Annotated in this window: 17 protein-coding genes; 2 read left to right on the top strand and 15 right to left on the bottom strand. The window is 55.7% G+C overall.

All coding sequences use genetic code 11. From position 1 onward, the window contains the following. Entirely contained in the window at positions 1–1,437 is a 1,437-nt protein-coding gene (locus REIFOR_RS02590; RefSeq protein WP_227003809.1) for an AMP-binding protein, read from the top strand. A gap of 121 nt (positions 1,438–1,558) precedes the next feature. On the opposite strand, the gene REIFOR_RS02585 is transcribed toward REIFOR_RS02590, so the two are convergent. The 3 genes from REIFOR_RS02585 to REIFOR_RS02575 form a co-directional block, all read right to left on the bottom strand. Next, on the bottom strand, positions 1,559–1,768 hold the full coding sequence (locus REIFOR_RS02585) for a hypothetical protein (RefSeq protein ID WP_100256072.1): 210 nt from the start codon (positions 1,766–1,768) through the stop codon (positions 1,559–1,561). Positions 1,769–1,870: 102 nt separating this feature from the next. Next, positions 1,871–2,614 carry a LytR/AlgR family response regulator transcription factor gene (locus tag REIFOR_RS02580; protein ID WP_100256071.1) on the bottom strand — a complete coding sequence of 248 codons (744 nt, stop codon included), beginning with the start codon at positions 2,612–2,614 and terminating at the stop codon, positions 1,871–1,873. Positions 2,615–2,638: 24 nt separating this feature from the next. Beyond that, positions 2,639–3,652, bottom strand: coding sequence for a sensor histidine kinase (locus REIFOR_RS02575; protein WP_100256070.1), 1,014 nt, complete (start codon positions 3,650–3,652; stop codon positions 2,639–2,641). Positions 3,653–3,813: 161 nt separating this feature from the next. Here REIFOR_RS02575 and argH point away from each other — a divergent pair, with 161 nt between their 5' ends. After that, positions 3,814–5,202: an argininosuccinate lyase gene (gene argH / locus REIFOR_RS02570; protein WP_100256069.1), complete on the top strand. Its 1,389-nt coding sequence runs from the start codon at positions 3,814–3,816 to the stop codon at positions 5,200–5,202. Between the two features lie 80 nt (positions 5,203–5,282). On the opposite strand, the gene REIFOR_RS02565 is transcribed toward argH, so the two are convergent. The 12 genes from REIFOR_RS02565 to hemE all read right to left on the bottom strand — a co-directional run bounded on the left by REIFOR_RS02565 (position 5,283) and on the right by hemE (position 20,674). Then, positions 5,283–7,367 (bottom strand): diguanylate cyclase domain-containing protein, encoded by a 2,085-nt coding sequence (locus REIFOR_RS02565; protein ID WP_100256068.1) that lies wholly within the window; start codon positions 7,365–7,367, stop codon positions 5,283–5,285. Positions 7,368–7,699: 332 nt separating this feature from the next. Continuing rightward, entirely contained in the window at positions 7,700–8,812 is a 1,113-nt protein-coding gene (locus REIFOR_RS02560; protein ID WP_100256067.1) for an ABC transporter ATP-binding protein, read from the bottom strand. Between the two features lie 15 nt (positions 8,813–8,827). Continuing rightward, positions 8,828–9,706 carry a carbohydrate ABC transporter permease gene (locus REIFOR_RS02555; protein WP_100256066.1) on the bottom strand — a complete coding sequence of 293 codons (879 nt, stop codon included), beginning with the start codon at positions 9,704–9,706 and terminating at the stop codon, positions 8,828–8,830. Next, on the bottom strand, positions 9,703–10,590 hold the full coding sequence (locus REIFOR_RS02550) for a carbohydrate ABC transporter permease (RefSeq protein ID WP_100256065.1): 888 nt from the start codon (positions 10,588–10,590) through the stop codon (positions 9,703–9,705). The genes REIFOR_RS02555 and REIFOR_RS02550 overlap by 4 nt, the downstream gene beginning before the upstream one ends. A 231-nt stretch (positions 10,591–10,821) precedes the next feature. Further along, a complete protein-coding gene (locus REIFOR_RS02545) occupies positions 10,822–12,069 on the bottom strand; it encodes an ABC transporter substrate-binding protein (RefSeq protein WP_100256064.1) in 1,248 nt (415 codons plus the stop codon). A gap of 361 nt (positions 12,070–12,430) precedes the next feature. Continuing rightward, on the bottom strand, positions 12,431–12,913 hold the full coding sequence (locus REIFOR_RS02540) for a GAF domain-containing protein (protein WP_100256063.1): 483 nt from the start codon (positions 12,911–12,913) through the stop codon (positions 12,431–12,433). Between the two features lie 8 nt (positions 12,914–12,921). After that, the gene (locus REIFOR_RS02535) at positions 12,922–14,082 is read right to left on the bottom strand and encodes a heme biosynthesis protein HemY (RefSeq protein WP_100256062.1); all 1,161 of its coding nucleotides are present in this window, start codon (positions 14,080–14,082) and stop codon (positions 12,922–12,924) included. Continuing rightward, positions 14,079–15,251: a uroporphyrinogen-III C-methyltransferase gene (locus REIFOR_RS02530; RefSeq protein ID WP_100256061.1), complete on the bottom strand. Its 1,173-nt coding sequence runs from the start codon at positions 15,249–15,251 to the stop codon at positions 14,079–14,081. Before REIFOR_RS02530 ends, REIFOR_RS02535 begins: the two co-directional genes overlap by 4 nt. Positions 15,252–15,254: 3 nt before the next feature. Further along, on the bottom strand, positions 15,255–16,013 hold the full coding sequence (locus REIFOR_RS02525; protein ID WP_100256060.1) for a uroporphyrinogen-III synthase: 759 nt from the start codon (positions 16,011–16,013) through the stop codon (positions 15,255–15,257). 1 nt (position 16,014) lies between these two features. Continuing rightward, on the bottom strand, positions 16,015–16,956 hold the full coding sequence (hemC, locus tag REIFOR_RS02520; protein ID WP_100258676.1) for a hydroxymethylbilane synthase: 942 nt from the start codon (positions 16,954–16,956) through the stop codon (positions 16,015–16,017). 239 nt (positions 16,957–17,195) lie between these two features. After that, positions 17,196–19,436 carry a DNA topoisomerase IV subunit A gene (gene parC, locus REIFOR_RS02515; protein WP_100256059.1) on the bottom strand — a complete coding sequence of 747 codons (2,241 nt, stop codon included), beginning with the start codon at positions 19,434–19,436 and terminating at the stop codon, positions 17,196–17,198. 173 nt (positions 19,437–19,609) lie between these two features. Further along, the gene (hemE, locus tag REIFOR_RS02510; RefSeq protein WP_100256058.1) at positions 19,610–20,674 is read right to left on the bottom strand and encodes a uroporphyrinogen decarboxylase; all 1,065 of its coding nucleotides are present in this window, start codon (positions 20,672–20,674) and stop codon (positions 19,610–19,612) included. Between the last annotated feature and the right edge of the window lie 48 nt (positions 20,675–20,722).

Here is a 20,722-nt window from a genome sequence, read left to right as displayed (position 1 = left end):
GTGCAGTGCCTACTCAGTGAAGCAGCCCGACTCTGGCCCGAGGCCCCGGCCCTGATCGATGCCGGCGCGTCTCATTCACTCAGTTTTCGAGCCCTGGATGAACGTGTGCAGGCGCTCTGCGATCGACTCGCGTGGCCGGGCTTGAATCAGGCGATCGATCCGCACGCCGCTCAGAATCGCCTGGTACTACTCGAGTGTCACACCCGCGTATCCGATCTGGTAGTGATTTTGGCCCTTATCCGCGCCGGTTGGATCTGTGTGCCGACCAGCTTTCGCCATACCGACCGGCAATTGCAGACGCTGGTGCGCACATTGCGCCCGGCTCTGCTGGTGAGCGAGCGACCGCTGGCGGTTGGCTGTCGGCTCTGCCACCCTGTGGCGCTGGAACAGGGTCCGGCCCTAGGCCGGGCAGCGAACCAGCATACCTTCGACGCCGACCAACCGGTCACCGGATTCTTCACCTCGGGCAGCAACGGCACGCCCAAACTGGCGTTACACAGCTACTCGGCCCATCGGGCCAGCGCCGCGGCGAGCCGCCAACGCCTGCCACTTCGACCCGGTGATCGCAATCTGATGAGTTTGCCACTGTTTCATATCGGCGGCCTGGCACCGGTGTTTCGCAATCTATTGGCCGGCAGCACAATGGTCTTCGGGGGCCGCGCCGATGACGCCAGTTTTTTACACCAACAGCAGATCAGTCATCTGTCCTTTGTCAGCGCTCAACTGCGTGCCCTGATAGCGCAAAAACCACAGGGGTTACGCATACCCTATGCCCTAGTCGGCGGCGGACCCATCGATCCGGCGCTGCTTGAATCGGCGCAGCGCGCCGGCATCGAAGGCTGGCAAAGCTATGGTCTCACCGAGATGTCGAGTCAGGTCGCCACCGGCAGTCCCGCGGGTTATTGGCAGGTGTTGCCCGGCAATGAACTGCGTCTCGATGCCGACGGTGCCATCCTAGTGCGTGGCGCCACGAGCTTTCTCGGCTATTGGCGCAATGGCCGCTTGGACCGAAGCTGTTTTTTGCCTAGCGGCTGGTTTGCCACCAAAGACCTCGGCACTTGGCACGACGCTGTACTGTCGATTCATGGCCGTTTGGATAACCTCTTTATCAGCGGCGGCGAAAATATTCAGCCGGAAGAAATTGAGCTTGAACTGCTCCGCCATCCGGCGGTCGAACGGGTACTGGTGTGTTCGGTGGCCGACGTTAAATTTGGTCGTCGGCCGATCGCACTGGTCGAGTTGCACAGCGGCAGCCGCGTTTCCAGCAGCGAATTAAACCGATGGTTGGCGGCCAACTTACCGCGCTTTAAATTGCCGCAACAGTGGTGGCAGCTCCCTAATCGACCGGAATTTACCGGCACTGGCTTGAAAATAAACCGCACTGCGGTACAAACTTGGGTCGACCAACAGGCACATCGATTGACACCCTTGGCCTAAGCTAACGGGCCTTATATTCTGCCAGAAACGGCCATTGTTCGAGGCAAAAAAAAGCGCCCAGTTGGCGCTTTACGAATTAGTAAAAAATAAAAATATAAAACATAACAGTACAGCCGCTCGACTACAGCGGGCGAGATCCGTAACGGTTTTCTGGCTTGCGCGGTGGATCGGCACGATGACCTTGTTTGACTTCGGTGACGGCGCCGCCGAGTTGCAAATAGGCGCTTATTTCATCGGCCATTTGCTGACGGATCATATCGTTGTATTCTGGGGTGCGGGCCAACTCTTCGGTGGTGATCGGTCCATCGGTGGTTTTTTTCTGTGCGGTCATATTTCTAACTCCCTAATGCGTCAAACGGTTTCGGTACGACTGTTTCTGAATTCGAACCAAAACTATAGCCGGGCTTGGGCAATTCTCCAGTAGTGCCACACACTATTTATCAGGAGCGACGCGGCTGTGACCCTCGAGCAACCGTCTAAGCACCATAGCATGGCGGCGGCTGACCCGGAGCGGATCGCATACAGATTCGACCGTCAGCCAAAATCCACCCTTTATATCCCGGGTTAATTTTACGACGCGCGGTCGATACACCAGGGTATTACGATGCACCCGAATCAATTGATCGGGAAAACGTTGTTCAAGGGAATTTAAACTCTCATCCACAATCCGCTCGCCTCGACGACTAAAGAGCGAGACATACTTCTGCTCGGCGCGAAAATAATAGACCTCGGTCAAAGGCAGACGTTCCATTTCTCGTCCGGTCTGGACGGCAATACTGGGCACCTGCTCCTGGTCCGTCAAGGCGAGCAGGTGGGCTCGATTGAGTTGGCGGCAATCGTCTAGGGCGTCGACCAACATCTGCCGTTGTATCGGCTTAAGCAGGTAGGCCTGCGCCTTAACCTGAAAGGCCGCCAAGGCGTAGTCGTCGTAGGCGGTGCAAAAGATAATGGCTGGCGGCTCGGGCAGAATCTTAAGCTGTTCCGCCACCTCCAAACCACTCTGGCCGGGCATGCGCATATCCAAGAGCACCACATCGAAGGTTTGGGCCTGCAATTTTTGCAGCGCGTCGAAGCCATTGTGAGCCACGGCCGTTCCGGTGACCTGGTCCAAGTCCTGCAAAAACCGTATCAGCCGATCGCGCGCGAGCGGTTCATCATCCACTACCAGTACCTGCATGGGCTCTTTCCTCCGGGGTTCGCGTCAGGGTTTGGGTAAGGTCAGGGTCACCCGATATTGGTCTTGCGTGCGTTCGATGCGACAGCGCGCACGATCGCCATAGAGCACCCCGAGCCGACGTTGCACATTGTCCAAGCCAACACCATGCCCAACATGACCGGAGCCGTCCGCGCCGATCGCATTGGTCACGCTCAGGGTGGTGACTCGCGGCGTTTGCAGCACCGCGATGTGAATCTGCCCACCGGCCGCCTGTGCCGCCACGCCATGCACTACGGCATTTTCAACCAGCGGTTGCAGGCATAGGACCGGCACCGGCCAGTCCGGATCGTGCACCGATTCCTGCCAAAGCACGCTGAGCCGATCGGTCAAACGCCATTGTTCCAGTTGCAGGTAACCGCGCACCAGCTCGAGCTCTTGCGCCAATGGGCTGAAGCTGGAGGTGGTTTTCAGGTTGGCGCGGAACAACGCCGATAAATTTTCGACCGCCTGTTCCGCCGCAACGGGTCGAGTCACCACCAGCTCGGCAATAGTATTGAGACTGTTAAATAAAAAATGCGGCTTAATGCGCGCCTGCAGCGCATCCATCTGCGAGCTGATCTCGGCCTGGCTTTGATCGATCACGCGCTGCTGCAACTGAAAAAACCGCAAGACCATGGCCGAGACGATACCAATGGCCAGACTCTGTTGCGCGACACCGGCCCAGTTCCACGCGGCAGCATCGACCTGCCGCTGACTAACCAGCAACACCGCCAAACCAATCAACTGCACCGTCGCAAAACAAACCAGCCAGCCGGTGCGCAAGGACCAATAGGGCAACAACGCCCGCAACCGGCACAGGGCGGCGGCGCTGAGCAGAACAATCCACTGCACCGCCAAACTTCGATAGCCCAGCTCGGCCCAGCGAAAGGACTGCCCGGCCAATTCCCACGCCACGACGCAGAGTTCGGACACTAGGACCAAGAAGAACAGCGCCGAACTGGTACAGATGTCCGGAAACACCAAGCGTTGATGGCCTGCGCCCTGCTCTGCCCTAGTCACGCGTTGCGCCTATATCGCTGCATTATGCTCTGTCCCTGGAGTGTTTGAGCCGGGCTAAACGGCTGCGCCAGCGGCTAAATGCTGTCTTGCAGCATTTTCGGGTGATGTTTAACGCCATTTCTTTATAATAGACCATTCTTCTAAACCGCTTGGACCAATTCATGAATCAAACTAACTCGTCCTGGGGTGGCCGTTTTGCTGAAGCCACCGATGCTTTTGTCGCTGAATTTACCGCGTCCATCGGTTTTGACCAACGCCTATACCGGCACGATATACAGGGATCCATAGCGCACGCCACAATGCTGGCCGAATGCGCAGTACTCACCGTCGCCGAGAAGGACACCATTGTTCAGGGCCTATTGGCCGTGCAGGCCGATATAGAGGCCGGCACCCTGGTTTGGTCGGTCGCGCTGGAAGATGTGCATATGAATATTGAAGCCGCCCTAACTGACAAGATCGGTACCGTTGGCAAGAAGCTGCATACCGGTCGATCGCGTAATGATCAGATCGCAACCGATATCCGCCTGTATCTGCGTGATGCCATCGATCACCTCAATGGCGAATTGACCCGTCTGCAGCATGCATTGATCGACCTGGCGGGCGCCGAAGCCGACACCATTATGCCCGGCTTTACTCACTTGCAAACGGCTCAACCGGTTACCTTCGGGCATCATCTGCTGGCCTGGAACGAGATGTTGCAGCGTGACTATGAACGGATGATCGATTGCCGCAAACGCGTCAATATCCTTCCGCTCGGTGCCGCGGCCTTGGCCGGCACCACCTATCCAATCGATCGTGCGCGCACGGCCGAACTGCTCGGTTTCGACCGCGCCAGCGAGAACTCTCTCGATTCGGTCTCGGATCGAGACTTTGCGATCGAGTTTAACCATGATGGCGCGCTGATTATGATGCATCTGTCACGCATGTCGGAAGAGCTGGTGCTTTGGGCCTCGGCCCAGTTCAACTTTATCGATCTGCCCGATCGCTTCTGTACCGGCTCGTCGATCATGCCGCAAAAGAAGAATCCGGATGTACCCGAATTGGTGCGCGGCAAAACCGGCCGCGTCTATGGCAACCTGTTTAGCCTGCTGACCTTGATGAAGTCGCAACCCCTGGCGTACAACAAGGATAACCAGGAAGATAAGGAACCCATCTTCGATACCATCGATACAGTAGCCGGTTGCCTGCGCGCTTTCGCCGATATGATCCCGCATATCGAAGCCCAACGTGAGCAGATGCATACCGCCGCGGCCGGTGGCTATTCCACCGCGACCGATCTGGCCGATTATCTGGTCAAGCGCGGCCTGCCGTTTCGCGACGCCCATGAGGTGGTCGGCGCGTCGGTAGCATTTGGCATCGTCGAACGTAAGGACTTATCGGAGTTGAGCCTGGAGCAACTACAGCAGTTCTCAAGCCTGATCGAGGCGGATGTCTTTGAGGTACTCACGGTGGAAGGTTCGGTCGCGGCACGCGATCATTTCGGCGGCACTGCGCCCAATCAGGTGCGCGCCGCCTGCCTGCGCGCGCAAGTCTTTTTAGCCCAGAGATAGAACTCAAGCGCCCGGGCAGTCACGCTGGGTCTTGCCCTGGAACTGACCGGTACGGCTTTTACTTCGTGCAGCCGAGCCGGTCACTCCACGCAGAACACACCGGTGTCGTCGTGTACCGAATGACCTAGGGCAAGGCCGGCCATCGACATCAACTCCTCGAGCGTTTCGCCATGATCGGGGCACTGCACCACACCGATCTGCCCTTCCGCCGCTACCGTCTGATCCCGAGCACGCAAGGGCTGTTCGATCATTTGCCGCAATTGGCCGGCAAAATCGCGCAGCGTCGACAATGAATTCATCAGCTGTACGAAAAGCAGAAACTGATCGTGGCTGACCCGCATAAGCAGATCGTCGGGCCGAACCCGATTGCGCAAGCGCTGACCGATCACCTTCAATATTTCCTCATCCATGCCATAGCCGGTGCTGTTGTTCACCGCGTCGAGATTGGTAATGCGTAACAGCAGGCAGCTGAAGGCGCCAGCGCGACGCCAACGCGTAAAGTGCTCCGGCAAGCTGGTTCGATTAGGCAACCCGGTGAGATCATCGTGGTCGGCCAGATGCGCAATTAGCTTGCGAACATCATCGAGCTCTTGCTGCTGCTTAGTCAAGGCCCCGCGCAGCTCATGCCGACCGCGCACATTTAACAGATTGGCCAAGGCGATACCGATGACCGGGGCAATATACTCCAGTAGGCTGAGCGCTCGGGCGTCGAAGACATTGGCTCGGCGAGATTGTAGGCTGAGCAGGCCGATCACCCGGTTTTCGCATTTTAGCGGCGTAAAGGACGCCGACCGAACTGGGACCGGTGACTCGGCGGGCACTAGTGCTTCGCCCTGGACTCGGTCATTGTGAAACAGGATCCGGCCTTGCTGCACGGCCCGGACCGACCAAGAGCAGTCCTCGGTCAGCAATAAGCTGCTCGGGGGCAGACATTGATCTGCGTCCAGTAAGCAGTCGAATACCAGTTGCTCGTGCTCAACCTCGGCAATGCCGATCACCTCGGCATCGATCCAACCCACCAACTGTTCGCGCAGACGGCGCGCTAAGGCATTTGGGTCGAGCGCGGCATTGACCGCCATGGCAATACGATTCACCGCCTGCAGCAGGGCGTTGCTTTCGGCCAAGATTTGATTATTTTTGGTGGTTTGCGCCACCTGACTGCGCAATGACTGGTGCATCGCTTCGGCCTGGAAGCGTGCCCACTGCAAGTTAACTTCACTGTCGCGCATCTGTTTGGCCATTTTTTCGGCCGCTTGGAAATGGCTCGACGCTAAAGCGTGGCTACGGTGGCTAACATAAAAATTGGCCAGGGTGGAATGAATCTGACGTTTGAGCGACAAGGGTGCCGGGGCTTCCGCTACCAATAGGTTTAACCAATGGATACCGCGCTTGGGTTGGTCGGACTGCAAAAAATCCAAGCTCGCCTCGAAGGCTAAAAAATAGCTGTCGACATTGTCACGGTCAGCATCTTCCCAGAGGGCGCTAAGCTGGCTTTCGCCGGTCTTAAAGCGCTTATATTTGGCGGTATAGCGCGCTTGATAGTAATCCAGTGTTAAGGCGGGGAAATGGCCGCCTAGCGCCAAAATCGTTTCTCGGCAACCCTGCAGTTGAGAGCGCACCTGGCTATGCTCACCGCGATAAAATGCCAAGCGCAACACCAGCAGTTGAATTTCAACACTGTCGTCGTTCGCCAGATCAAACAGGCTCTGCAGCTTGAGCAGTTCCTGTTCCGCGTCAGACCAATAACCTAGGTTCATAAGGGCGCGGGTCAGCGCAATGCGGATAGCCACCGACCAGGGCGCGGGCAATTCATAACGCACGATCCAAGATAGGGCCTTATGATATTGCGCAATAGCCAGCGAGTATTCCCCGATGCGGCCATAGACCGTGCCCAAACCGTAATAGCCATGGGCTAGGTGCTCGGAATCCTTGGCATCCGCAAAGAGACTGATGGCTCGATAAAAGGCCTCAACCGCTGGGTCGCTCCTGTTTTGTAGGCAACAGGCCCAGCCCAAGAGCAGATTGGCCAAGGCCAGGGCACCAATCCAGCCGTTGCGTTGCGCCCGCACCAAGGCCTTTTGGCCCAGAGAATACGCCTTGGCCGGGTTGGCTCTTACGCACAGAAGTGCCGCTTCGAGCTCGCGTTGAATACCCTCTTGGTTCATACGGTCACCACCGGGTCAGTACCACTGGTCAGATAATGCATTGCCTGCCAATGGGTCATGCGATACGGCAGGTATCGCCAGACTGTCAAAATAATTCAAATTGACCATTCATTCACGGGGTTGAGCTGGAGCGTATAACGGATGGCCAGGCTGCTATCAGTCTAGTTAATAAATAGCGCCTTTGCCGAGTCCGTAAGCGCTTTTATCCAGACATAAAAAAACGCGGCAAAGCCGCGTATAAAAGCCTACAACAGACGTAAACAGGACTAGGGCTCAGCTTACGCTGACCGACTCATCGCTCTACAGGCCGGCATTCCCTCAACAACCCAGGATTACAGAATTCGGGCTTCGGTGACCGAGTCAAAGAAGACCGCCTTCTCCATATTAAACAAAACATCCATCATTTCGCCGGGACGCTTGGCCTCTGCTGGGTGGACACGGCATTCGCATTCTTCGTCATTGATTCGAGTGAGCACTAGGGTATCGGCGCCGGTGGGTTCGGTTACCTCGACCTTTATCGCCACCTTGGTGACGAAGGCATTGCTCTCAACGTGCGGCATAACATGGGTCAGCTGCTCTGGGCGAATACCCAGGATAACTTCTTTGCCGACGTACTTGGCCAAGTTGGCCTGCGACGGTGGCGATGGCAACTTGTAGCGGTGACCTTCGGAAGTGACCACAACATGACACTGCTCGCCCTCTTGACCCACTTCACAGCGGATAAAGTTCATGGAGGGCGAACCCATAAAGCCGGCGACAAAGATATTGGCCGGTTCGTCATACACTTCTTGCGGCGTACCGAACTGTTGCACCTCGCCACCTTTCATAATGGCGATACGGTCGGCCAGTGTCATCGCCTCAATCTGATCGTGGGTCACGTACACAATGGTGGTACCTAAACGGTGGTGCAGCTTCTTAATCTCGGTGCGCATCTCGACGCGCAATTTGGCATCCAGGTTCGACAGCGGTTCGTCGAATAGGAACACCTGAGGTTGACGAGCCAAAGACCGACCCATCGCAACACGCTGGCGCTGACCGCCGGAGAGCTGGGACGGCTTCCGTTCGAGCAAATCGGTAATCTGCAACAACTTGGCAACCTTCTGCACGATCTCTTCAATCTCGACTTTGGGCATCTTACGAATTTCAAGACCGAAGGAGATGTTTTTGCGCACGTTCATATTCGGGTAGAGCGCGTAGCTTTGAAACACCATAGCAATATCACGATCTTTCGGGGCGGCATAGGTCATGTCGATGTCGCCCATCAAGATTTCACCGCTGCTGACTTCTTCCAGTCCAGCGATACAGTTGAGTAAGGTCGACTTACCGCAACCGGATGGTCCTACTAGGATGACAAACTCGCCATCCGGGATAACAAGGTTAATGCCTTTAAGAATGTGAGTCTGACCAAAGCTTTTTTGGACATTTTGAATCGTTAAACCAGCCATAAATCGAACTCCTAATTAACCTTTCACTGAACCGGCGGTGAGGCCGCGAACAAAATATTTACCAGCAACAACATAGACAAAGATGGTCGGCAAGGCAGCGATGATGGCACCCGCCATATCGATATTGTAACGTTTGTCACCTGTGGTTGAGTTGACCATATTGTTTAAGCCCACGGTAATGGGTTGCGAACTGGGATCGGAAAAAACCACGCCAAAGAGGAAGTCGTTCCAGATTTGGGTGAATTGCCAAATAATCGACACCACCAAGATGGGTGTTGAAATAGGCAAGATAATCCGATAAAAAATCATCCAAAAACCGGCACCATCAAGCTTGGCGGCCTTAATAAGCTCACCCGGTAAGTTGACGTAGTAGTTGCGAAAAAACAGGGTTGTAAAGGCGACCCCGTATACAACGTGGGTAAACACCAGGCCGGTGGTAGAGCCGCTTAAGCCCATTTTACCCAGGACAATCGAGTGCGGTAACAGAATGGCCTGGAACGGCAAGAAGCACCCGGCCAGCAACAGGGCAAAAAACAATTCACTGCCGCGAAATTTCCAGAAGCTGATCACATAGCCGTTTAGGGCACCAAAGAGCGTCGACAACAACACCGATGGGATCACCATGCGGATCGAATTCATAAAATAGGGCTGCAAACCCAATTCATCGCGCGCACCGATCTGCACCTGATTCCAAGCCGCATGCCAGGCGTCAAAGGAGAAACTCTTGGGCCATTCGATCAGTTGGCCGACCCGGATTTCGTCCATGCTGCGAAACGACGTTAGGATCATCAAGAACAGCGGGGCCAAATAATAAAGGGCGACGATAACCAGCACGGCATAGAGAATACTGCGTGCGGTAATATCTTTATAACGGGCGTCTTTTACTTTATTCATTGTTCTTTCGTCCTTAACTCAGAGTACAGGTACGGAATCAGTATGGCCGCCACGCCCATCAACATAATGACCGCCGATGCGGCACCCACCCCGAGCTGGGAGCGTTGAAAGGATATTTGGTACATAAAGATCGCCGGCACATCCGTCGCGGTACCGGGTCCACCGCCCGTTAGGGCCATTACCAGGTCAAAACTCTTTATCGCGATATGGGACAACATAATAAAAGCTGAGAAAAATACCGGCCGCATGGACGGAATAATAATCCGGGTATAGACCGAAAAGAGGTTCGCGCCGTCGAGTTGGGCGGCTTTGATAATAGAGGTATCGATGCCGCGCAGGCCGGCCAAGAAAATCGCCATAACGAAACCACTGGACTGCCAGACACCGGCTATCACCACGGTGTAGATGGCCATATCTGAGTCGACTATCCAGTCGAAGCTGAACGTTTCCCACCCCGCATCGCGCATAAATTTTTCGATGCCCACCGAAGGGTTTAAAATCCACTTCCAGATGGTACCGGTGACAATAAAGGACAATGCCATGGGGTATAGGTAGATGGTGCGTAGGGCACCCTCAGCACGAATATTTTGATCGAGCAGGATGGCAAAGACCAAACCGACTATCATACAGATAGCGATAAAGAGAATTCCGAACAAGGCTAGGTTGGTCAGTGCAACCATCCATCGTTCGTTTTGAAATAATTTGACGTATTGTGAGAAACCGGCAAAGTCATAGCTCGGTAACATACGCGACTTGGTGAAGGACAGTATGGTTGTCCAGATAATAAAGCCATAAATAAAGACTATGGTTACCGCTACGGTGGGCGAGAGCACCAGCTTGGGCAGCCAATAATCTATGCCTTTGGGTCGTTTGGATTGAGACATGCGATTTCCGTTTTGTTGATTGTCGTTGAAGGTCCGAATCAGCACTCAGTGCGTTGTCATCGGTGAACTGCCGTCAGTATAGTGCCTGCTTATCAGGAACGGCCACCGTCCAAACGCCTAACTGAATTGTTTAGACATGACAGAGGGTCGGTAAAGTTCTGAATACGGAACGAGGCGAACCCTCGTTCCAGAGTAAAGTGTCCCTAAAAGCCGGGACACTTCGGTAGCAGCTTACATGCTTGCTTTGATGGCATTAGCCAACTTAACAACTGCGTCATCAGCGCTCATGTCTGAGTTGAAGAAGTTAGTCACGACGTCACCCATTGCACCGGAAACCGCTGGGTAGGTTGCCATACCGTGGGCCATAGACGGGACCAGACCTTTGCCAGATTTAGACGTTGCTTTGAAGGTATCCATAGATGCCTGCGCACAGCTGTCGAATCCGCTCATGTCTTGATCAAGACGAACTGGGATAGAACCCTTGTTCATGTTGAAAACGTCTTGGAACTTAGGTGACAGAACCAATTCAGCCATTTTCATTTGCGCTTTTTGGTTTTCGGCATCACGTTGCTCAAACATCACCAACGAGTCGATGTTGAAGGTGTATTCACCCTCAGTACCTGGGAATGGCAAGCAGTAGTAATCTTTGCCTGGGACCTTGCCGGCTGCAGAGAATTCACCCTTAGCCCAGTCGCCCATAAACTGCATGGCGGCCTCGCCCTTGATTACCATACTGGTGGCCACGTTCCAATCACGTCCTGGCGCGCCTTTGTCGGTATAGGCTTTAACCTTACGGAACTCTTCAAACGACTCAATCATGGTCTTGCTTTGAATGGCGGCCATATCCAAGTTTACGAATGCTTTGTTAAAGAAATCAGCACCACCAACAGATAAGACAATGTCTTCAAAGGTCGTTAAATCCTGCCATGGCTGACCACCATGAGCGATTGGGATAATGCCGGCTTTTTCAAGCTTGGCGGATACAGCCCATAATTCTTTCATGCTGGTTGGCGGTGTCAGGCCATTGTCATCAAAGACTTTTTTGTTGGCCCACATCCAGTTCACACGGTGAACGTTCACAGGCGCGGCAACGTAAACACCGTTGTGCTTCATAACGTCAGAAACGACTGGCGGCAACACACCATCCCAGTTGTTGGCTTTGGCAACGTCAGTCAAATCGGCCAGAAAGCCCAGATCGCCCCATTCTTGAATGGCAGGACCCTTGATTTGAGCGGAACCCGGAGGATTGCCCGACACGGCACGCGAACGCAATACGGTCATTGCGCTATCACCACCGCCACCGGCGATGGCGGAGTCAACCCAGGTATGACCTGCGTCTTGGACCATTTCTTTCAAAACGGCTATTGATTTTGCTTCGCCACCGGAAGTCCACCAATGCAGAACTTCAACTTCGCCAGCCTGAGCTGCCGATACGATAGTGCCACCTAAGGCTAACGCTAGTAGTGTCTTTTTAAACATCTTTTACGCCCTTCTTTGTTGTTGTTGTCAACAGATTAAAATCTGATTTTAGAATTGCTTGGTCTATCCCGCGCTGCTACTTACCCTATCGAGCCGGTGACACGCACCGCCGGTTTGATGTGCAGTCTGGATGATTCAGACAGCGTTACTCTAGTCCGAAGCGTCTATGGAGTAACGTCTCCAAGAGCAACCTAATGTAACAAAGCTCAACATTAGCCTGACCATATTACAAAGGGGTGAACTGGGAGAGTGTTAACTGGGTCAAAAAAGCCAAGGGTTAGGCGCTTAAGGGGCCGGAAAATGGACTATTATTGTTCAAGGACGGGGCGGCAGGATCTCAACACCATATGTAACATCGGTGTTACAACAAAGTCACCAGCCAAGCACAGAGCGCGGTCAAACCCTCCACATCGCTCTGGCTAAAGTCGTCCAAGCGGTCGCTGTCGACATCCAATACGCCGATCACAACCCGATCTTTAATCAGCGGCACGACCACTTCGGAGCGCGACGCACTGCTGCAGGCAATATGGCCGGGAAAGGCATCGACATCCGGTACCCACTGGGCCTCGCCGGTTTGCCAGGCAACGCCGCAGACCCCCCGACCAAGGCCAATTCGGGTACAAGCGATGTCGCCTTGGAACGGCCCCAAGACCAATTCATCGCCATCGACCAGATAGAAGCCGACCCAGAAAAAACCAAAGGTCTGGCGTAACGCGGCCGCAACATTGGCCAGATTAGCGACCCTATTGGGCTCGCCCGCCGTCAAGGCTTGCAGCTGCGCCAGCAATTGCTGATAACGGCTGCGCCGATCGGCGCCGGTGTTGGTGAGCAGTTCTTCAGCCATCGGTCCGCCTAGGGATTGGTGTGCGGGCGCTGGGCCAGCTGTTTATAGATGCGTTGGGCCTGGTCGGTCATATTGCGCTGCTCAAAGAGCTCGGCCAATTTCAAACCAGACTGGCGATCCTGTTGTTGCCAACCCTGCTCCAACCAACTTTGTGCACTACCCCAGAGCTGTTGCTGCAAGTTTACCAGGCCTAGGGTACGGCAAAAAATCGGTCCGCAGGTCACTGGGGTATGATTCTCGAGCCAGCTCAGCTTGTCCAGATTGGCAATCTGCAAGTCGATCAGCAGGGCGCTGTGCTCACTCTGGCCGGGTCGTTCCAACAGGTTTTTCGCCCGTTTAAAAGCATTGGCATGCTGACCAATCGAGACCAAATAGCGGATCTCGGCGACCAAGATATCCGGCAGGTTTCGCTGGGCTTTGGCCAACGGCTTTAAAATTGTCACCAGTGCGGTTTCATCGCCCTGGGCTTGCTGCAGCGCCGCGGTTACCGTCTTGATCAACCAGTGTTCGCGAAGTTGTGGTTGGATGTGCGCCGCCTCATTGACACCGGTCAGCAGCGCGGCATAGTGCGCCTGCTCGTAGAGGGCTTGCCAAAAACGTTCCCGCAACCAAGATACCTGAGCCAGATCCGAATGCGCCTGTAATAAGGTAACAAAGGCTCCGTAGTCCTTGGCCTGCCAGCAGCGTTCGGCCTGCAAGGTCTGGGCAAAAAGCTTTAATTCCGGGTCATTGGCGACAAAGGCGGCATAGCGCTCGGGCCACTCGCCCTGTGTCAGGCCAATGGCCAAGGCGATGGCCTGCGGCAACCGGTCGGAGCCGCCGGCATTGGCGACGCGTTGCAAGGCGGTCAAGGCGCGATCATCGTCGCCATCGAGCCAGCTGGTGATGGCAATGGCGGTTTCCTTCTTAGCGGCCTTCTGATCGCGCCGCAATCGATAGCGACTGAGCATTCGCGTGGGCCCCAGTTTGCGCCATAGGGCCACCAGTCCAAGGAGCGCAATCAGCAGACTGATGATCAACGCCAGACCGCTCCAAAAGGTGGTTTCGATCAACCAACCGTGCCAAGCGACCATAATCACCCCGGCGTCTGCGATCATCATCTGCGCCAGCGCACCGCCCAGCAACAGCAGTATGGCCAAGACCACAACCCACCCCATCAGTCGAGTCATTGGGTGACCTCCACAACGGGTGCAGTCTGTTCCGACAGATACATTTCGATGGCCGCGCGACTGCCCTGGAGATCAGGCCATTGCGGATTCAACACCGCCGTTTGCATAGCGGTCAATTGCTGCTGCCAAACCTCGGTCGGGAATTGGCTGGCCATTTGCGCCAAGACGTCCCGCGTTTGACTCAGGGCAACATCGAACAGATCCTGATTCCGGGCCAGCAGCGCTAACTGACTCTGATCGATGAGCAGCAGCTGATGCTGACGCCAGCGTTCAAAGTCGTTCATCAGGGCTGGGGCTTGCATCGGAACATCAAGCCGCTGGATCACCACAATCTGTTTGAGACTGTGCCAGAAACCGGTCAGGGGTGTGTCATTGACAGGTAAAGCCTTTGGCAGACTGGGTTTGGGCACCCAACTGAGTGCTTTAATTTGGCCCGCAAGGGCATCGAGCGCAAAGTAGAGACCATTCACATCGGCCGACGCAACCGAGTCCAGGGCCAGCAGATCGATCGCCAATTGACGACGTAATGGCAACACCGCCGCCTGGTCTAGGGTCGATAGAATCTCGTCCGCCGAACGCAATAGACCGGTTGCGACCAGGGCCGATGCATCCAGCTGCAAGCGCTGCTGGGCCAAGCGGGTTAGAGTCAGGGCTTCCTCCAACGGCCAGCGATTTTCATTGCGATTGGCAACCCGATTCAGGCGCTGAGCCGAATCGATCACCAGGGTTTCCAACTTACTCACGGCCTGCTGCCAAGCCGCACTGGATTCCTGGTTGCCGACCTGCAGTTGTGCGATCTGCCGCTGGCTTTCTTCGAGGCGGGTTTCCAGGGACTGCTGTTGCAGCCCAAAGGCCGCTATGGCACGCTGATTTATTTGCCAAAAGCTGAAGCCGGCGGCGGCCACGGCAGCAACAACCGCCGTCACGAGCAGCAACCACGCTAGCCGGCGCAGTGCGGGTCTGCGGGCCGGATGCTCGGCCTTGCCGGCTACGGAGCCGCCTGCATTACTCGCTTTTTCAGCCCCAGCCGGCTGAGCGCTTTGGCCGGTATTTTTTGCGCCACCGACGCTCGCCTTCTCGCCTGAAGAGTCCTGCGTTGGCGCCCTGGTTGTATCTGCAGCCTTTGCGGGGCTCGGCGTCTGCAATTTATCCTGTTCGTGCTCAGTCATAACTCACCTGTGTTTAGGAACGGCGTTGCGCTGCGCAACGGACATCATTAACTGATAAAGCGCTTCCGGTGTAGCACCCTGGCCTGGCACTATCGTTTGCAAGCCTTCGCGCTGGGCCCACTGCACCAAACGCGGCGATGACAGCCACCATTGGCCGGGCCATGCGTGCCAGAAGGTCGGTGCAGAGGCCAATAATTGCTGGCCAAAATACTCTGAGCTGACCCAGATCGCATCGTGCTGCGGGGCCAGTTGAACCAATTTTGTCAATGCTTCCGGAATTAGCCCGCGTTGATACACGTCGATACTGTCGACTCGAGCGCCGCGTTGGGTCAAGGTATCGGCGTAGATTAACCGACCGCCCACACCCTTGACAATAAGCCAATTGTCATCGTTTTTCACTTGGCAAACGTCCAGCCTGAGCACGTCTTCGGCAGTATAGCCTCGTTCCGGATGGGTCGCCGTTAAACCGGCCGAGCGCAGCACAGATGCCGTCTGGGGACCATTACACAACCAGCTAACTTCGGCCGGCGCCTGAGGCCAATAGGTATCTATGGCCTGCACCAGAGCCTGAGCCGCCTGGGCACTGACACAAAGCACGGCCTGATAGCGGTCGAGATTCAACCAAGTATGCTTCTGGCTCGGCGTCTCAGGCAAGGGCGTCAGACGCCACGGATCGACAAACTGGAGCGATCCGGGTGCCTGCTCGACAATGGACTGCCAGCGCGCCTGGTCGGCCGTTGCCTTGGGCACCAACAACCGCATGTTAGAGCGCGGCCAGAATCGTCGCCGCGCCCTGGGCCAGCAACTGGTCGGCAATATCGACACCGAGCTGCTCGCCCGCCAGCATTTGTTCCTCGTCGCTGCCCACCAAAGGGATCTCTGCCGAGGCTTTTAACAGGGTCACGCCATCGACCGAGCCGACCCGACCTTCTAGGTGCATGCTGTGCTTGCCCAAGGTCGCGTAGCCGGCGATTGGCACCTCACAGCCGCCATTGAGTTTACGGTTCATGGCGCGTTCGGCGCGCACTCTCAAGGCCGTCGGGGCATGGTGCAGGGGCGCTAGCAGCTTTATCACGCGATGATCTTGCGCGCGCGTTTCGATGCCGACGGCGCCCTGGCCGACGGCCGGTAGCAGCCAATCGGCATCGATATGGTGGCGAATGCGCTGCATTAGGTCCAAGCGAATAAGACCGGCACTGGCCAATAGAATCGCCTGGTACTCACCGGCATCGAGCTTGGCCAATCGGGTACCAACGTTACCGCGTAAAAAATTGATCTGCAGGTCCGGCCGTCGAGCCAATAATTGTGCCTGACGACGCAGGCTCGAAGTGCCGACAACGGCCCCCAATGGCAGGTCATCGAGATGTTTAAAGTCGTTACTGACAAAGGCATCGAAAGGCTGTTCCCGCGCGCAGATAATCGGCAGCTCGAAGCCGTCCGGCAGATGCATGGTCACGTCTTTCATGGAGTGCACGGCAATATCGGCCCGCCCTTCGGTGATGGCAACTTCCAATTCTTTCACGAAGAGGCCTTTACCGCCGACCTTGGACAGGGCGACATCCAATATCTTGTCGCCCTTGGTGCTGATCAGTACCAACTCCACCACCAGATCGGGATGGTATTTGAGCAGTTCAGCTTTGACGAATTCGGCCTGCCACAAGGCCAAGGGACTTTTTCGGGTAGCAATTCTCAGCGTTTCGGTCATGTTTCGGTCTTTGGGTTGATTTTGCCGCCAGTGTAACATCGCTCAAGGGCGGTTGCCGACGAGCTTTGCGCCTAATTGGTAAAGGGCCGCTCAGCTCGGCACCTGGAACGGCATGATTGACTGTAGCGAAGCGTTCAGCAGGCCGATAGATGGCATAGAACCCAACCGCTAAGGCATTGACATGAGCCGTATGAGAAAAGCCCGTGCCACCTCAGGCAGGCGGACCCGTTCGCGCTGTGCTATTCGATTTCGATCGCGGTGACGTTTTGGAAGCCACGCGGCAGCTTATTGCCCCGACGGCCGCGTTCACCCAGATAATGTTCAAGATCGCCACTGCGCAGTTTCAATTTGCGCTTGCCGGCATAGATCACCAAGGTGTCGCTCGCGCCCAGCACCACGGCACCGATCATCAACTCCTCGCGCAGTGCCGCTCGGGTCGAGGGCACATTAATAATCTTATTGCCCTTGCCTTTGGCCAGCTCGGGCAGGTCTCGGACCGGAAAGACCAGCATGCGGCCTTCGTTAGTGACCGAGGCCAGATAGTCGGTGGCCAGTTGTTTGACCGGCACCGGGGCCAGCACCTCCGCCCCAGTTGGCAGGTTCAACAGGGCTTTGCCGGCCTTGTTTTTGCTGATCATATCCGCCATGCGGGCAATAAAACCATAGCCGGCATCGGAACTGAGCAAGTATTGATCGTCCGGATTACCCAACAACAGACCCTTCATTTGCGCGCCCGGTGGTGGGTTCACCTTGGTCGTTAAGGGTTCTCCCTGGCCTCGCGCCGACGGCAAGAGGTGGGTTTGCAGCGCGTAGGAGCGACCGGTCGAATCGAGTAATACGGTGGTTTGGTTACTCTTTCCCAGCGCAAGCAAGGCAAAGGCATCACCGGCCTTATAACTTAGCCCCAGGGGATCCAGCTCGTGCCCTTTGCCGGTGCGCAACCAACCGCGTTCAGACAGCACCACGGTCACTGCTTCATTGGGCAGTATGTCCATTTCACTAAAGGCCGCGGCGTCCTGACGCTTGATCAAGACAGTGCGCCGCTCGTCGCCGAAGGTTTCGGCGTCGGCGAGAATTTCTTTCTTGATCAGAGTCCGCATGCGGGCCGCGGATCCGAGAATCTTCACCAGTTTGTCTCGTTCCATAGCCAATTCATCTTGCTCGGCCCGGATCTTAATTTCTTCCAGCTTGGCCAATTGACGGAGCTTAATCTCGAGGATCGCCTCGGCTTGAATATCGCTTAAACCAAAGCGCGACATAAAGACTTCTTTCGGCTTCTCTTCGGTGCGAATAATGGCGATCACTTCATCGATATTGAGATAGGCAATGAGCATACCGTCGAGAATATGCAAGCGGGCGAGCAGCTTATCGAGCCGATGCTGCAGGCGACGGCGCACCGTATCGGTTCGGAATTCCAACCATTCACTGAGAATACCGCGTAAGGATTTAACCTGCGGCCGACCGTTAATGCCAATCATATTGAGATTGACGCGGATGGTTTTTTCCAGATCGGTACTGGCAAACAGATGTTGCATAAGTGCCTCAACATCGATTCTATTACTGCGCGGTTCGATCACCAGTCGGGTTGGATTTTCATGATCCGACTCATCGCGTAGATCGGCCACCATCGGCAATTTTTTAGCCTGCATCTGCGCGGCGATCTGTTCGAGTATCTTCGAGCCCGAAACCTGGTGCGGCAGCTCGGTGATAATAATATCGGTGCCGTCCATCATATATTTGGAGCGCAGCCGCAAGGTACCCCGGCCACTTTCGTAGAGCTTTTGCACTTCATCGCGCGGCGTAATCAGCTCGGCACCGGTCGGGAAATCAGGACCCTTGATGTGCATCATCAGGTCGGCGACCGAGGCGTCCGGTTGATCGATCAGATGTACACAGGCGGAGGCAATTTCGCGCAGGTTGTGCGGCGGAATATCGGTCGCCATGCCGACCGCGATACCGGTGGTACCGTTGAGCAAGACGTGCGGCAAGCGGGCTGGCAGCACCACCGGCTCGTCCATGGTGCCATCGAAGTTGGGCGTCCAATTCACGGTACCCTGACCCAGCTCTTCTAGAAGCAGTTGGGCATGTTTGTGCAGTCGAGACTCGGTGTACCGCATCGCGGCAAAGGATTTCGGATCGTCGGGTGAACCCCAATTACCCTGGCCGTCAACCAGCGGATAACGGTAAGAAAAGGGTTGTGCCATCAAGACCATGGCTTCATAACAGGCACTGTCACCGTGCGGGTGATACTTACCCAAGACGTCGCCGACCGTACGCGCTGATTTCTTGTATTTGGCCGTGTACTTAAGCCCGAGTTCGCTCATGGCATAGATGATGCGCCGCTGAACCGGTTTCAGACCATCACCGACGTGTGGCAAGGCACGGTCCAGAATGACGTACATGGAATAATCCAGGTAAGCCTTTTCGGTGAAGTTGCTCAGCGACATGGTTTCGAGGTAATCGGGGCTTTGGTCAGACATGCAAAGAACCTGTTTTAAATCAATCAATTAACTGGGTGAGTTCGAGCTCAAGCGGCTAGTGTCGCAATTTCGTCCGCAGATGACAATGCGGTACAGGAGCATTTGGCTGCATTTAGGCGTATCTGGGCCCGCTACCGACTGCTGCGGCAAAAGGGGCCCAGGGCCTGACCACCCTAGCGGTGGTACTTGGGCGAGAGTTCGACCACCGCCTCGACGAAGGCGCCGGCATGGGCTGGGTCAACAAACTGATGGATACCGTGGCCAAGATTAAAGATATGACCGTTGCCGCTGCCATATTCAGCCAGAATCCGATCCACTTCAGCGCGGATACGATCTGGGCTGGCATAGAGCACGCTCGGATCCATATTGCCCTGCAAGGCGACCCGATCACCGACCTGAGCGCGCGCCGTGCTCAAGGAGGTGGTCCAATCCAGTCCGAGGGCATCGGCACCACTGTCGGCCATCACATCGAGCCATTGGCCACCGCCCTTGGTAAAAAGGATCACCGGAACCTTGCGGCCCTGATGTTCACGCTTAAGGCCAGAGATGATCTGTTTCATGTAGTCGAGCGAAAACTCTTCATAGGCCTTATGGCCGAGCGCGCCGCCCCATGAGTCAAAAATTTGCACCACCTGGGCACCCGCTTCGATCTGCGCGTTAAGATAGTCGGTGACCACCAGCGCCAGTTGCCGTAACAGTTCGTGCAGCACCTCGGGCTGGCTATAGGCCATCGCCTTGCAATGGCGGAAGTCTTTGCTGCCACCGCCCTCGATCATATAGGTCGCTAGGGTCCAGGGGCTGCCGGTAAAGCCGATCAGCGGCGCGCGTCCGTTGAGTTCGTGGCGAATGGTGCGCACGGCGTTCATAACATAGCCGAGTTCATCGTCCATCTTCGGCGTCGAGAGCAAGGCCAGATCTTTCTCACTGCGGATGGTCTGCCGGAATTTCGGCCCCTCGCCCGCTTCGAAATAGAGTCCCAAGCCCATGGCGTCCGGCACCGTGAGAATGTCGGAAAAGAGGATCGCCGCGTCGAGCGGATAACGCTCTAAGGGCTGCAGGGTGACATCACAGGCCAGCTGAGCATTTTTACACAGGCTGAGAAAATCTCCGGCTTGGGCCCGAGTGGCACGGTATTCGGGCAAGTAACGTCCGGCCTGGCGCATCATCCAGACCGGCGTGCGGTCAACGGGTTGACGCATCAGCGCGCGTAGAAACCGGTCGTTTTTCAATTCTGTCACTGTTTTTCCCCTTATTTCAATATCGAAGCATTATACTGGCTGTTCGCT

It is taken from the genome of Reinekea forsetii, from assembly GCF_002795845.1.
Taxonomy (GTDB): domain Bacteria; phylum Pseudomonadota; class Gammaproteobacteria; order Pseudomonadales; family Natronospirillaceae; genus Reinekea; species Reinekea forsetii.
Note: the sequence above shows the minus strand (reverse complement) of the source record. Positions and strands in the feature narration are given on the sequence as shown.

Bases quoted from the DNA above. Each gene is read 5' to 3' on its own strand.
- REIFOR_RS02540 (WP_100256063.1), bottom strand. From the start codon at position 12,913: ATGGCTGAAGAACTGCTCACCAACACCGGCGCCGATCGGCGCAGCCGT.
- REIFOR_RS02565 (WP_100256068.1), bottom strand. From the start codon at position 7,367: ATGAACCAAGAGGGTATTCAACGCGAGCTCGAAGCGGCACTTCTGTGC.
- REIFOR_RS02585 (WP_100256072.1), bottom strand. From the start codon at position 1,768: ATGACCGCACAGAAAAAAACCACCGATGGACCGATCACCACCGAAGAG.
- argH (WP_100256069.1), top strand. From the start codon at position 3,814: ATGAATCAAACTAACTCGTCCTGGGGTGGCCGTTTTGCTGAAGCCACC.
- REIFOR_RS02580 (WP_100256071.1), bottom strand. From the start codon at position 2,614: ATGCAGGTACTGGTAGTGGATGATGAACCGCTCGCGCGCGATCGGCTG.
- REIFOR_RS02550 (WP_100256065.1), bottom strand. From the start codon at position 10,590: ATGTCTCAATCCAAACGACCCAAAGGCATAGATTATTGGCTGCCCAAG.
- REIFOR_RS02525 (WP_100256060.1), bottom strand. From the start codon at position 16,013: ATGCGGTTGTTGGTGCCCAAGGCAACGGCCGACCAGGCGCGCTGGCAG.
- REIFOR_RS02545 (WP_100256064.1), bottom strand. From the start codon at position 12,069: ATGTTTAAAAAGACACTACTAGCGTTAGCCTTAGGTGGCACTATCGTA.
- hemC (WP_100258676.1), bottom strand. From the start codon at position 16,956: ATGACCGAAACGCTGAGAATTGCTACCCGAAAAAGTCCCTTGGCCTTG.
- REIFOR_RS02535 (WP_100256062.1), bottom strand. From the start codon at position 14,082: ATGACTCGACTGATGGGGTGGGTTGTGGTCTTGGCCATACTGCTGTTG.
- parC (WP_100256059.1), bottom strand. From the start codon at position 19,436: ATGTCTGACCAAAGCCCCGATTACCTCGAAACCATGTCGCTGAGCAAC.
- REIFOR_RS02555 (WP_100256066.1), bottom strand. From the start codon at position 9,706: ATGAATAAAGTAAAAGACGCCCGTTATAAAGATATTACCGCACGCAGT.
- REIFOR_RS02560 (WP_100256067.1), bottom strand. From the start codon at position 8,812: ATGGCTGGTTTAACGATTCAAAATGTCCAAAAAAGCTTTGGTCAGACT.
- REIFOR_RS02530 (WP_100256061.1), bottom strand. From the start codon at position 15,251: ATGACTGAGCACGAACAGGATAAATTGCAGACGCCGAGCCCCGCAAAG.